Source organism: Arthrobacter rhamnosi (genome assembly GCF_054510855.1).
In genome coordinates, this window is sequence record NZ_JBTNDT010000014.1 from 1 (window position 1) to 12453 (window position 12453).

The window sequence follows — 12453 nt, forward strand, 5'->3', positions numbered from 1 at the left end:
GTGCATCAGGGTCGCGTCAATGCCCTGGTCCCGGAACTCGGGGTGTTCTATGCCCGCGATGAGGATGACGTGCCCGCCGTTCATCGTGTACTTCATACATGCGGCGAGGTCACCGTCGATGAAAAGCTCGAACCGGCAGTACAGGGGGTTGTCGCGGAATGTTCCCTTGACCTGGTGCACCGTGCCAGATTCGGCTACGCCTTCGGCGCCGCCCTCGGTGGCTTGCTGTGCGCGATGCTCGAGCTCCTCGACGATCATCTCGTAACGGTCGATGGCCCCGGTGGGCGGGTAGTCGGTATCCATGACCTGGTATGCCTGGTTCACCAAGATCCGCAGGTGCCTGGTGGGCAGTGCGGCGAGGTCCTCGGGGGTCAGGGTTCCCTCCAGCGCGGCGCCGTCCCGCGCATGGCGGGCGGTCCGCACTTGGGGCGCCTGGCTGTCGCTGCGGGAATCGGCCGAGGAGGCGATTGTGCTCGACTCATCCAGCGCAAGGGCTGTGGATGGTTCGGTGGGGTCTGGGTGCAGGAGTTCTGTCATGGCCATTCCTGTGCTCGTGATAACGATGGCCTTTTTCTGGACCCCGGTGTCACGACGAGAGTATCGGCAAGACACTGGAAAAAGACACCACGTCGGCTTACAACTCGCTGTATGACAGCGCCTCGGGTTTGGTCGTTCAGACCCAGATGTGCAGTTGAACCTGCGCGGCGAGGCGTCTGAGGACCTGGACATCTTCCTCGGTGAAGGACCGCGGCTGGTCATCGATCAGGCAGAGGGTGCCGATGCGCCAGCCGGCGGCTGTGCTGATGGGGTGCCCGGCGTAGAAGCGGATCCCTGGGGCGCCGGTGACGAGGGGGTGATCACGCCATTCCGGGTCGAGGGCGGCATTGGTGATGACGAGGGTGCGGTCGTGTTCGATGGTTTTCGCACACAATGCGATGCCTCGGGGGAGGTCCTGGCCGATGGGTCCGACGACGGACTTGATGACCTGGGCGTCCTCGGTGATCAGGGCGATGGAGGCTGAGCTGACACCGAAGTGGTCCCGGGCCTGCCGGGTGATCCGATCGAAGCGTTCCTCCGGCCCGGACTCGAGCAACCCGGTCTCGTGCAACGCGTGCAGGCGCCGAAATTCATGCTCGTCCGGGCCTGCATCGTCGATCCCTCCCGCCCGGGCATCCGCGGCACCCTGAGCGTCCGCAGTACCAAGGGAAGCGCTGGTGCTGTGGTCCCCGACCGGCGGTGCGGTGAAGTCGTATCCGTCGGGGGACAGAGCCACGTCGCGAAGGTAACCGTCGTACCCGGAGGACGACGCCGCACCCTGATTGCTGTAGTGCGCACCGTCAACCATGGAACCAGTGCTGTCGAGCAGTTCATTGATGGCGTGGGCGAGCAGGTCGCGGTCCGGTACCGGGAGCATCACCAGGCCGGACAGATATCCCTGGACGTCGAACTCGTCCGCGTCGCCCGTGAGGGCAAAGTACGCCATGAATACGTCCTTGGTATCCAAGCTCGCTGCCCGGACGGTCTGAATCGCACTCCACTGCTGCACGTACTCATCCAGCACGTTCACTCCTCCACCGAATCGTCAGGGGCCCTGTGTGGCACCTGATCCGCTTCCTCTAGTGATTCAACAGTAGGGTTTTCACGCGTTCTGCGTCGCCCGCCTTTACGTAGGGACGGCTGATCGACAGGTGAGCCTGAATCTGCAACGGAACGTACACCGGCTCATACGGTGGCAGGATCACGGGCAACGTCGTCTTCCTGCGGGGCTTCCTGCCGGGACACTAAGGGACTCGCTGACCTGCGGGTGCCGAGCCTTGATTCCACTAACAGCTGTCACTCCTATCACGATGGCAGTCTGATTCAGCACGACAGCTGAGGAGCCGAAATCGTATTGCAACCGACATCGCAGTCCTGAACTAGCACGACTGTTGAGGGATCGTCCGAGTGTTTCACCAACCGTTAGGTTTTGGCGACACCTCAGGTTCTGACCATGACACTCGCGCGCCTTACACGACCATCAATGCGCAGGGAACCTCTCCCGATGCGAGATCCACCGTTGGCCTACCGAGGGCAGCAGAATATTAAGTGTTTCCGCTGGCTTCACATGTCTAGCAGTAGGCAGATGCCACTTGGGGGCGGCAGGAACGCTGTGCAACGCACGTGTCCTGCCGCCCCCGCCTCAGCACCGCAGACATCCGGGCAACAGGCGGAGAGCCTGCGCAAATCGAACAACGAGCAAGCTCCCGGAACCTTAGTAAACAGCGGCTTTGTACCCAACCGGGCGCATGATGTGAGCCAGCTACGAGTTATTCGAAGTGGGTGGTCGGCGTTTCATCGCTGGTGGTGGCGACGACGCGGGCTGCGATGTTGCGGAGCTTGATGTTCCGGCCGCTGGAGGCTGCTTTGAGGATCTGCATGGCCTTTGCCTGGCTGCATTTGTTCTGCCCCATGATGATCCCGGCGGCAAGGTCGATGACGGTCCGGGATTCCAGGGCCGCACTGAGGTGGGTCTCCTTGTCGGACAGGTGCGCGATCCGTACCGCCAAACGCAGGGATCTGGACGCTTCCCGGGCGAAGACTTCCGCAGCCGCGGCGGTTTCCGGCGTGAATCCATCCACCGTGTTGGAGTAGAGGTTTAGCGCGCAGTCAGCTTCGCCTTTGAGGGGAATGGGCACGCCGAGGATGGAGAGCATGCCGTGTTCGGCGATGGTCGCGAAGTACTCGGGCCACCGGCCATCGATGCGCGTGTCAGGGACGTAGACGGTTTCCATGGTGCGGGCTGCGGTGAGGCAGGGTCCGTCCCCGTAGGAGTACTGGATTTCGTCGAGCTTCAGGGCTTTCTCGCTGCTGCTCGCCACGGTTTCGGCGTGCCGGGGCCGCAGCAGTGTCACCCCGCAGAACACCTCACGTCCCGGGTCGGACAGTTGCCGGGCCGCGAGCTGCGCAAGAGTACCGAGGAAATGCTCCACCCCCGGACTGTCGAGGACCAGATCCTGCAGATCCGCTATTTCGCTGACAGCCACTACGGGACCGCCCGGCTGAGTACCAGGCGTCGGGGCGGGTGGGGCGGCCTCGGCGTCGAGGGTGAGGAGGGGTTGATCGTTCATGATTCTCCTATCCAGGAGATCAGCGTTCGCGGAGCGGCAGCGCCCGGAGAACCCGAAACACGGCGATAATCATCACTACAGCGCTCTTTCACTAACGACACTCTCAACGCTACGCTCCGGGTCCTAATTAACCCCACGACAGCCCCGACGCCTGCAGCCAAACACGGCGGAAGCCACTTCCACGCGCCAGCCAGATCCGTACGATGCTTGGACTGGCCGACCGGGCTCTTCAATTTGCCCCCACGGGTAAGATCTACCCGCGGTACACGTAAGCTCTGCCGCCTCATAAAGGAAGACCTTTGACTGACAGCCCGGAAGGACACCCGCAGGCAGGCACCTCGCGTCGCGTGATGCACTGAAGCAGAAGTTGACTGCTCAGGAGGTGATGAGTGTGAAGGGTCGCTACTTCGTGCTCGCCCTCGCTTTGATCGGCGGTCAATCCATGACGGCGTGTACCATCGAAGCTGCCGGCGGGCTGCAGGAGTCCTCAGCACTCCAAGTGCTCGTTTCAGATGAGCAGCGCGACGGTCGATTCGGGCCTGAAGCACTATTTGAGGGCGTCCTGCTCACCAGTAAGGACGAATGCCTGCTAGCTCACGCCTCGGACGGCACGATCTACAACATCGAGTTCCCTGCTGGCACGCACTTCAACGACGCAGGGGAGCTTGACATTGGGTTCGACACGATTCCGCTGGGCCCGCAGGTGTCCCTGGGTGGTGGATATAGCGAGGCGCCCGAACTGACGGAAGCCTTGCCAGGTTCATGCAAAACAGGCGCGACCTTTATGGTTTACACGTCCTGACCGTCCGCGATCGAGCGGTTCGGTAGTCGATCCCTTGGCGGGACGGCACGATGGCCTTATCGGCATCGCTAGTCAGCGACGGTAGTCGTCCGCCTCGCCGTGGTTGTCGTGGTCCTGGCCTTGGTCGCCGCCGTGGTCCTCGAGCCGGCGTAGGAACGGTTCGAATCTGGTGTGGAACGCAATACCAATACTCTGTGCAGACTCCTGTGCCGCCAGGGCCAGCAGGTCACGCTGGGCCTCCGGTAGCATCATCATCCCCACTGTGTACAGGGCCACTTCCTCCTCGGATGCGCTACCTGACATCGCGAAATACCCTAGCCACACATCGTGCAGATCAAGGTCCTCTTGCAGGATCATCCGCACGAACTCGTGCCGCTGCTCCTCGGCGTTCAACACCTAAACCACCCTCACGCTTCCTCGGTTCCGTTAATCGTCTCGAAGGCCGCAGGCAGCGGTGAAGAGGATTGCACGAACAAAATGAGGGTTGCAGCTCGCGTCCAAAGCCTCTACTTGATCAGACTTCGCGAACCTTAACGTCCTCCTCGGCCCCGGCCCCGGCTTCTTCCGCCTCGGCCTCGGGTTTAGTCGTGGCGGAGGTGTCAGCTGATGCGTCGCGAATCGCCTGCCGGCGATCGAGCTCTTCCCGTAGCTCGTGGTGCTGGCCGTCGGTCTCCGCACCCACCTCACCGTCGCGGACGTACTGCAGGTCCCGAGCCCGGTGATTCCTGCTGTTGAGGATGTCCAGGTCATCCCGATCTATCGACGTCAGATCCTCTGGAAAGTCTTTGTCCGGATCCAATCTGCTGCTATCGATCACGAAAGGCCTCCATCACGTGCTGGCAATCTGAAAGCCCCGCTTCTAGAGGCGAAACCGACGATACCGCAGCGGCTCCTTGTTCACTGGACCTATGAGCGGACACGGGCCCGGTGGTCCTCCGTGAACGTTCCGAGGGGCGCCGCATGTGCGGCGCCCCTCGGTAAACTTGGGTTCTACTGGATGACCTACTATCGGCGGGGTTGTTGCCGGTGGATCTACCTAGCGACGGCGACCGGTGGTGTCGATGGTATCGGTGGCGTCGGTGGTGCCGTCGGCATCGAGGAGTTCGATGCGCTCCTTGCGCACCTGCTCCGAAACGGTCTCCTGCTCGGTAACGGTTTCCTTGTCGAGGCGGACGCGTTCGACAGCAACGGCTTCCTTTTCCACGACCGGACGCTCGGCGTGCAGGATCACTTCGTGTTCTTCTTCACTGATCGCGGGCCCGTCGTAGGCGTCACCCCGGTTGGCGCTGGTGATGGGTTCCCGCTCGATGCGTACTTCCTCGTGGGACACGGGGACGGTCTTGGTGACGGTCTCGGTGACGACGTACTTGCGCAGGCGGGCTTTCCCAACTTCGCGGCGCTCGGTCCCGACGTGGAGCTGCTCCTCCGAGCGGGTCATCGCGTCATCGGTGGTCGGACCGGACGTGTCGTGACCAACGGTGTCCTTACGGTCGTGACGCTCGTCGCCAGCCTGGAAGCCAAGCTCGAACCCGGTCGTACCCGTCGTCGTCCCGGTCGTCAGACCCGTGGTGTTCGAGTCAGTAGTTCCAGTGGTTCCAGTGTGTCCGGAGAGCCCGTAGTGGCGGTACAGGGTGTCTTCCTCTTCGGGGCTGAGGTCTCCGTCGGATTCGATGCGGGGTGCGTCCTTGACCTGGTCCTTGGTGTAGCCGATGGTGACGTCGTTGCCGGTCACGTTCGCGCCCTGCAGGGGTGCGAAGGACTCCGAGGTACCGAACAGGCCCGTCTTCACGGTGACCCAGCTCGGGTCCTGGGTCTGATCATCCAGGTAGACCTTGCCGACGGACCCGATCTTCGCGCCGTGGGAATCCAGGACGTGGCCGCGGCCGGAAAGAATGGTGTCGATGTGGTTCTGCGTAATCATGAACTGCTCCCTGGAAGTCAGGTGAATGGAACGGGGTGTGAGATCCGGTTGGTTACGGTCTTGGGGGAGTGCCTAGGACCCCGTGGACAACGGCTTTTCGGCCATTGTCCACTGTCGGTCGTGGTGATGCGGGGGTCAGCCGTTGAGGCCGGCCTGGTGGTTGATGCCGACCTGGTCGACCTTGCGGTGGAAGTGCATACCGGCCTTGCCGCCGAGGATCGCACCGATGAGGGGGACGAGCACGGCGATGGCCAGGCCGACCAGACCGCTGGCGGTCAGCAGGCTGCCATCAACCGGAATTCGGGGGGCGCCGCCGATGCTGGAGAGGATGTTGAACTGGCTGCCGGCGATGGCGGCGAGGATCGCGACGACGATGGCGATGATGATGCCCCACAGCCATACGGCGACGCCCTGCTTCACGCCGTCGAAACGGGCCATGCGGCCTGCGACGTAGCCGCCGCAGTAGTAGGCGAGGAACAGGACGATGGCGAGCACGATGCCACTGATGATGCTGAGTGTGTCCGCGTTCTGGGTTGCCTGGTTCGCGGCGTCCTGGGCTCCGCTGGTGTTCGCGGCTCCTACGCCGGCCCCGATTGCTGTTGCCAGTGCGCTGAGCAGGACGGTCAGTCCGATGGCTGTGAGCCATCCGAAGAACGCCGAACCCCACTTGATGCCGCCGAAGCGTTCCTTCTGCGCGGCGACGACGTCGTTCTTCCGCGCCCTGGGCGTACTGGACCCCGAGGTGTTGTCCTTTGCCATGTCATGTCCTTCGCATACGAAATCTTTGGTTTGGTCGGTGTTTGGCGCTTCGCTGGCGGGTAGGGAATCCGACGCCTGCCCGAGGAGGAATGCCCTCCCACCAAAATACCTAAGTAAACTGATGATCAGTACCCTTGTGTTCTTTTCGGGGGAACCCTCGTCTGGGGTTGACATCTGTTGGTCGTGCGGGGGCACCTCATCTGCTGGTCGCACCAGGGCACCCTGAGGGACTGGACGGGGAGGGGTGCGGTCTAAGGGCAGCATCCCTCCCGCGTCTTCAGGTATGCCCCGTGATGTCGGGATAAAGCACGGCACGTACAGGGGAAAGGCAGCGTAGTAACGGTGCCCATGAAGGGGAGAACGATATGGCGCTGTCAGCCGAGGAACGCCGGCAATGGGCCGAGCTCGAGCGGCAGCTGGCAGCTGGGAGACCTCAGTTGCACCCATCGAATGGGAGCCACAGGTCGGCACACTACAGAGCCAGCACGGCAGGGGTAGCCCGAAGAGTGCTGGCTCTGGTGATTGTGCTGGTGGCGTTCACGATCGTGATCCTGGCCGTCGTCGTGAAGATCCTGCTGATCGGGGTGCTGGCATTCGTCCTCATGATCATTGGCGGAACTCAGTTCCGGCCCCCCCCCACGTCCTACGGTCGGCGTCCTGTGGTGGCGACCCGGAATGCCGTGAAGGGGTCATGATGGGGACCGAAGCTTGGTCCTCGGTGCACCTGCTGTCCCTCGCGGCCCGCGCCGTTCAACGGAAGTCCGCGGCTTACCTCAAAGCACTCGGACTGCCTCAACTGGGCTTCTACATTCTCGAGCACCTCAGCGAGCGAAGCCCGATGCTGCAATCCGAACTCGCCCGACTGGTTCTTGTGCGCCCACAGACCATCGGAGTCGTCCTGACTACGCTCGAGGACCAACAGTGGGTCAGTCGTCAGCACGGCCTCAGCCAGAACCAGGTAGCAGTCAGCATCACCGACCAGGGCAGGGCACTCCTGGCCGCAGCCCAGGAATGCCTCCAGTCGATTCAGCTGCCGGCCGACGTCGAAGCGCTCCGCCCGATCCTCTCCACTATCATCAACCGCACCGAACACTAACCCCTGCGCACTACCCGTTATGAGTTGACATATGCGCAGGGAAGGAGTGGACAGGTGCCGGAACGGGTGGAGGGAGTGCGCCCGTCATGGGCGCACTCCCTCCACTTCTCCGTATCCGTCCGCCTGATTACTCCAGGTGCCGGACGGGTAGAACGTCAGTCTTTCTTGAAAGCGTCCTTGATCTTCTCGCCGGCCTGCTTCAGGTCACCCTTGGCCTGATCGCCCTGGCCTTCGGCCTTCAGGCTCTCGTCTCCAGTCGCGTTACCGGCAGCTTCCTTGCCCTGACCGCCGAGCTTCTGCGCGGCGATGCTGATCTTGTCGTCCAGCCCCATGATGTTTCTCCTTGCCGTCGACTTCAGTGGTCATTCAACGGGCACACCTGCCCGAGCAGGTCCCGTCCCTGCCGGGATACACCATCAGTGCCGCGTCCCGGCCTGCCGGTGAGCTTTCCGGGGACTTCTACGACTGGGAGATCATCAACGGTGCCTTCCGCTTCACCCTGGCAGATGTGATGGGTAAGGGGACCGGTCCGGCCATCCTGGCCGCGACAATCCGTGCCGGTCTTCGTGCAGCTGCCGGTCGCGACCCAGCGGGGGCGTTGACGGTCATGTCCGAGGAGATGCTGACCAACCTGGCACGGACCGATTCCTTCGCCACCGCCTTCCATGCCGATCTTGACCCGGCCACCGGAACCATCCGTTATTCCGACGCCGGGCACGGACTCGCACACCACATACCGTCCTCCGGGTCAGCCAATGGGTCAGCTCGCGGGACGGCCAGGAGGCTACCCACCAGCAGTGCACCCTTGGGGATCCTGCCCGGAATGCGGTGGGACACTCATATCCTCACCCTGGGCCCCGGGGATGCGCTGATCGTCCCCAGCGACGGCGTCCTGGACCTGCTCGGTGAGGACCTGGAGGAACTGGCTGGAGAATTGGAGGGCCTGGCAGCCAGTACGGACCTTCCCGCCGACCTGAACCGGTTGGCCAGCCGTAAGGGCCACGCCACCGATGACGTGACAGTCCTGATAATCCGCAAGAACCCCGACAGACTCTCCTGACGCCAGCGGTACGACAAGAACAGAGAGGCGAGGTCCTCGGGGCCTTGTCGGCCGGTGATGCCATGCGGGTTGGAGCGGGCGCCCGTGTAAGGCTTTACAAGCGCGAACTTCAAAATCACTGAAAGTAGGACCATTATGGGGACACGCTCAACCAAGCCGGGCCCACTTACCTCAGCCCGTTCAAGGCTCCCAGGCAGGACCTGGGGTCGGAGATATGGTGGTCCTGCGGTCCTGGTGGTGATCGCACTTGTGATCATCGGGTTCGCCGTGGGGAAGAATACGACCAGGACCACGACGACGACCGTCTCCCCGGATTGCGCTGAAGCGTTCGAGGTGATGCGGGTGCAGTACGACAGACTGTACGCACGAGGCAATTACACGAGTGAGGAACAAAACGCTCTGGAAGTACCGCCGTTGACGCGTGCACCACGGCTGAGGAATGGATTGCCGCCGGCCAAGCCAATCCCGCTGCTGTGGGAATGACCGACGCACGGGATGTAGACGCGGCATCGCTCGCGATCAGATGCCACATAGCACCGGAAACCTCTGCATGTAAATAACGGGACAAGGCCTCGTAAGTCAGCTGACCTGAGCTTTCGGCGGCCCGCCGCCCTGTCGAACGACGTGCAGGAACACCGCGACGTCGAAGGAATCTCAACGTGGATCACCTCTTGATTTTCGATCGCCTCATCACTAGCTTATCGACTATCGGTAATATCGGTAGTCGATAACCCAGTGGAGGAATCATGCGTCGCACCACGAGAACGGCTCGCACAGCACCAGGTGGCAAGAAGATCCTTTCCACAGGGGATGCTTTGGCCCTGATGATCCTGACAGCCATTACAGCTGTCATCACGACGATGGCAACTGTCTCCCACATCGTCACCGTGTCCACGGGTCCTGCCACCCTCACTCTTTCGCTGGCGACCGCGAACCAGATTCCAACGGGTCTTCCTGACGGTGTGGAGGCCTACTTCACGACGATTGAAGCGACCATACCTACCCTTCCTTCCACAGAAGCTGCCCTCCTGGCATGGGCAGGGGCGCTGAACCAGATCGGTGTCCTGGCGGTGCTTGCTCTGCTCTTTCTGCTCGCGTTCCGGCTACGCAGGGAGAACCTCTTCACCACGGAATCGGTGTGGATCATCGGGGTCTGCGGGGCTGTCCTGGCCGTGGCTGGCACCACCGGGCAGATCCTCGATCAGATCGCCCGCAGCCGTCTGGCCGAAGCGATCGGGGCGAACAAGCGCATCCCGGGGGGAACGATCATCTTCGCGGGCGATCTTCCCCTCGCACCCGCAGTGGCCGGGATCGTCCTCATCCTCGTCGCCGGGGTTTTCCAGTTCGGCCGCCGCCTGCAGAAAGACACCGAGGGCCTTGTCTGATGCCGGCTGACGATGTGACAGGCATCCACTGCCGGCTCGACGAGCTCCTGGAAGCACGGAACATGACCCTGACCGAGCTCAGTAAGCGGGTCGGAGTGAGCCTGGTGAACCTCTCAGTCCTGAAGAACGACCGAGCGAAAGCGATCCGGTTCTCCACGCTCACCGCGATCTGCCGCGCGCTGGACTGCGAAGTCGGAGACCTCCTGATCACCGAACAATGACACAGACAATGACACAGACTCCGGGAATGACGAATCAGACGCTGTTCTAAGCTCATCGGAGTCCCCTCCGGCGGTGCAGCACGTTGTGAACGGGGGGGCTCACCTGGTCGCTACCCCTCTACTTACACTCTGATCAGACGAGTGTCGCGCGTAATGGCTTGTGCGGCGGCTGTCCGATCAACGGTGTGTAGCTTGTGTGGTGGAAGGCGGCGAAGGCATCCTTGAATGCGGCGGCCTGTCCCTGAAGTTTCCGCACCAGAGGTCCGAGCGGCGCCGATGCAACCGGGTTGTATGCCAGGGCGCGGGTAGCTGAGCTCTGCAATTGAGCTGCGCCCGCCATGGCGGCGCTGGCTTGCAGGCTCAGTAACGCCGTAGTGAGTTCTTCATCGTCGTGCGCTTTGAGGGCTCCTTCGATCCGCCGGATGCGATCGGTCAGCAGTGACTCGAAAGAGTCCAGGAAGTCGGACGCGATGCGGGAACCAAGGTCATCGGCGAGTGATTCGAAGACTGTTGCATCAAGGGGAGGAAGCACACCGTTTCTTGGGTGCATTGTCGGAATCGACCTGTTCTGCCCCATGACACCCCTGCCCCCTGTGCCACTGTGGTGACCCCTTTAACAGTGATCGCTTCTCAGGTCTTCCACACGAGTAGGAACTACCTGTTTCGCCGGTTCTTTCGGGCGACCAGGCGGGGAGTCGGCTCGCTTCCTCGGAGCAATGGCCTTCCTTGTGGACGAGTGGCCCCTCAGTAGGAGGCTTATGGGTAGGTCACCATCAGTCTTCCCGCCGTTCTAGAGCGCGTCAGGGCGCCGACCTCGCGCACCAGCCGGCTGGCCAGCGCGATGAGGTAACCCGCGGACAGGCGATGAGGTAACCCGCGGACAGGCGATCATTGGTGGCGTCCAGGCTAGCCGCGGACGCACTGACTGCCGGTGATGCCCCGTGCCGGCGCTCCTCGAACAGCTCCACCAACCTGTGCGCCTTGAGCGCCCTCAAGTGGTAGTAGACCTTCTAGTGTGCGCAGCCGGCCAGGGCGCTGAGCCCTGCGACGGAGGCCGAGACGGCCAGCTCGCCAGTAGTCAAGCCCGGGCCGGATCCAGCCGTGGCGGGTACCTCCACACCTTCGATGACTTCGAAGTCCTTCATGCTCGTCCAGGTTTGGTTCTCACGATCGACGCCGGTAAGGGGGGGTGTGGTGGGATACTGCGGTCATGGGTGACCCTGTACTGCGTCCGACAGTTGCTGATCCGCGGGAGTTCGTCGCTGCCGTACCGCACCCGGTCCGTAGGGCCGACGCGGAGGTTCTTCTGGAACTGATGCACAAGGTGTCGGGACGACCGGCGCGGATGTGGGGCCCGTCGATCGTCGGTTTCGGCCAGTACCACTACAGGTATGCCACGGGCCATGAAGGGGATGCGCCAGCTGTGGGCTTTTCACCCCGGAAAGCTCACCTGGTGCTGTACGGACTGACCTACGGGGACCACACGGAGTCGCTGCTGGGGAAACTGGGCAAGCATAAGCGCGGGGTCGGCTGCCTGTATGTGAATAAGTTGGCAGACATTGACCTCGTCATCCTGCAGCAGCTGATCCAGGAGGGGTACGACCATATGACTGCCGTCGTGCACAGTCCCGCGCCAGGCCCACACGACACCCCACACGACACCCCATAGGACACGGCGCACGGCCGTTTTTCGTTCCGGGATTGCCGTCGGCAGCCTGCTGGCACCGATTCCCGGGTGGCAGCAGTCAGGGTAACGGCTTCACACCGGGGGGAGATGCCCTGGTGAGCCCGAATGAGCACGAGCACAAGCATCAGCAAGGCAAGCCTCTAGCAGTCAGGGAAGGTAGGTGAACGGGCACCTCAGAACCCGCGTTGTTCCGGTGCTCCCGGGGGTGTGTATTGAGCTCAAGTTTCAGCTTCGGTGGTTGAACACCGCGAACGAGGAAACCCCGATAACGAACAGGGTCCCCATCAGGAGGGTCATGATCATCGGTGCTTCCGCGCCGAATCCGATGGCAAGAGTGGCGGTGCCGGTCAGTGGAAGGGACACCAGTCCGACGACGGCTAGGGCACGGGTGAGAAGTGTGCCTTCACGCTCGTCC

General features: G+C 62.4%; 17 protein-coding genes and 1 pseudogene. 7 read left to right on the forward strand and 11 right to left on the reverse strand.

Annotation, left to right across the window (positions count from 1 at the left end; all coding sequences use genetic code 11):
* From ACX80I_RS17050 to ACX80I_RS17060, 3 genes are all read right to left on the reverse strand, one after another.
* Positions 1–537: hypothetical protein (locus ACX80I_RS17050; protein ID WP_459346292.1), on the reverse strand; the 537-nt coding region annotated here is incomplete at its 3' end.
* Between the two features lie 136 nt (positions 538–673).
* The gene (locus ACX80I_RS17055) at positions 674–1483 is read right to left on the reverse strand and encodes a GAF domain-containing protein (protein WP_459346293.1); all 810 of its coding nucleotides are present in this window, start codon (positions 1481–1483) and stop codon (positions 674–676) included.
* An 823-nt stretch (positions 1484–2306) separates the two neighbouring features.
* Positions 2307–3107, reverse strand: coding sequence for a GAF and ANTAR domain-containing protein (locus ACX80I_RS17060; RefSeq protein WP_459346294.1), 801 nt, complete (start codon positions 3105–3107; stop codon positions 2307–2309).
* 385 nt (positions 3108–3492) lie between these two features.
* On the opposite strand from ACX80I_RS17060, the gene ACX80I_RS17065 reads away from it, so the two are divergent.
* A complete protein-coding gene (locus tag ACX80I_RS17065) occupies positions 3493–3909 on the forward strand; it encodes a hypothetical protein (RefSeq protein ID WP_459346295.1) in 417 nt (138 codons plus the stop codon).
* 72 nt (positions 3910–3981) lie between these two features.
* Here the strand turns inward: ACX80I_RS17065 and ACX80I_RS17070 are convergent, their stop codons facing one another.
* From ACX80I_RS17070 to ACX80I_RS17085, 4 genes are all read right to left on the reverse strand, one after another.
* On the reverse strand, positions 3982–4305 hold the full coding sequence (locus ACX80I_RS17070; RefSeq protein WP_459346296.1) for a hypothetical protein: 324 nt from the start codon (positions 4303–4305) through the stop codon (positions 3982–3984).
* 118 nt (positions 4306–4423) lie between these two features.
* Entirely contained in the window at positions 4424–4726 is a 303-nt protein-coding gene (locus ACX80I_RS17075; protein WP_459346297.1) for a hypothetical protein, read from the reverse strand.
* 219 nt (positions 4727–4945) lie between these two features.
* The gene (locus ACX80I_RS17080) at positions 4946–5830 is read right to left on the reverse strand and encodes a YsnF/AvaK domain-containing protein (RefSeq protein WP_459346298.1); all 885 of its coding nucleotides are present in this window, start codon (positions 5828–5830) and stop codon (positions 4946–4948) included.
* Between the two features lie 135 nt (positions 5831–5965).
* Entirely contained in the window at positions 5966–6589 is a 624-nt protein-coding gene (locus tag ACX80I_RS17085; RefSeq protein ID WP_459346299.1) for a hypothetical protein, read from the reverse strand.
* Between the two features lie 365 nt (positions 6590–6954).
* On the opposite strand from ACX80I_RS17085, the gene ACX80I_RS17090 reads away from it, so the two are divergent.
* The gene (locus ACX80I_RS17090) at positions 6955–7284 is read left to right on the forward strand and encodes a DUF3040 domain-containing protein (protein WP_459346300.1); all 330 of its coding nucleotides are present in this window, start codon (positions 6955–6957) and stop codon (positions 7282–7284) included.
* Positions 7284–7685, forward strand: coding sequence for a MarR family winged helix-turn-helix transcriptional regulator (locus ACX80I_RS17095; protein ID WP_459346301.1), 402 nt, complete (start codon positions 7284–7286; stop codon positions 7683–7685). Before ACX80I_RS17090 ends, ACX80I_RS17095 begins: the two co-directional genes overlap by 1 nt.
* A gap of 155 nt (positions 7686–7840) precedes the next feature.
* On the opposite strand, the gene ACX80I_RS17100 is transcribed toward ACX80I_RS17095, so the two are convergent.
* Positions 7841–8017, reverse strand: coding sequence for a CsbD family protein (locus tag ACX80I_RS17100; protein WP_459346302.1), 177 nt, complete (start codon positions 8015–8017; stop codon positions 7841–7843).
* A gap of 11 nt (positions 8018–8028) precedes the next feature.
* Between ACX80I_RS17100 and ACX80I_RS17105 the strand changes: the two genes are divergently transcribed.
* From ACX80I_RS17105 to ACX80I_RS17115, 3 genes are all read left to right on the forward strand, one after another.
* Entirely contained in the window at positions 8029–8745 is a 717-nt protein-coding gene (locus ACX80I_RS17105) for a PP2C family protein-serine/threonine phosphatase (RefSeq protein ID WP_459346303.1), read from the forward strand.
* Positions 8746–9569: 824 nt separating this feature from the next.
* On the forward strand, positions 9570–10130 hold the full coding sequence (locus ACX80I_RS17110) for a hypothetical protein (RefSeq protein ID WP_459346304.1): 561 nt from the start codon (positions 9570–9572) through the stop codon (positions 10128–10130).
* The gene (locus ACX80I_RS17115; RefSeq protein WP_459346305.1) at positions 10130–10351 is read left to right on the forward strand and encodes a helix-turn-helix domain-containing protein; all 222 of its coding nucleotides are present in this window, start codon (positions 10130–10132) and stop codon (positions 10349–10351) included. The genes ACX80I_RS17110 and ACX80I_RS17115 overlap by 1 nt, the downstream gene beginning before the upstream one ends.
* A 133-nt stretch (positions 10352–10484) precedes the next feature.
* On the opposite strand, the gene ACX80I_RS17120 is transcribed toward ACX80I_RS17115, so the two are convergent.
* Together ACX80I_RS17120 and ACX80I_RS17125 are read right to left on the reverse strand one after the other, a co-directional pair.
* A complete protein-coding gene (locus tag ACX80I_RS17120) occupies positions 10485–10883 on the reverse strand; it encodes a hypothetical protein (protein ID WP_459346306.1) in 399 nt (132 codons plus the stop codon).
* Between the two features lie 478 nt (positions 10884–11361).
* The gene (locus ACX80I_RS17125) at positions 11362–11496 is read right to left on the reverse strand and encodes a hypothetical protein (RefSeq protein ID WP_459346307.1); all 135 of its coding nucleotides are present in this window, start codon (positions 11494–11496) and stop codon (positions 11362–11364) included.
* 65 nt (positions 11497–11561) lie between these two features.
* Here ACX80I_RS17125 and ACX80I_RS17130 point away from each other — a divergent pair, with 65 nt between their 5' ends.
* Positions 11562–12020 (forward strand): DUF1801 domain-containing protein, encoded by a 459-nt coding sequence (locus ACX80I_RS17130; RefSeq protein ID WP_459346308.1) that lies wholly within the window; start codon positions 11562–11564, stop codon positions 12018–12020.
* A 243-nt stretch (positions 12021–12263) separates the two neighbouring features.
* On the opposite strand, the pseudogene ACX80I_RS17135 reads toward ACX80I_RS17130, so the two are convergent.
* Positions 12264–12453, reverse strand: a pseudogene (locus tag ACX80I_RS17135) (hypothetical protein); the annotation flags it as partial.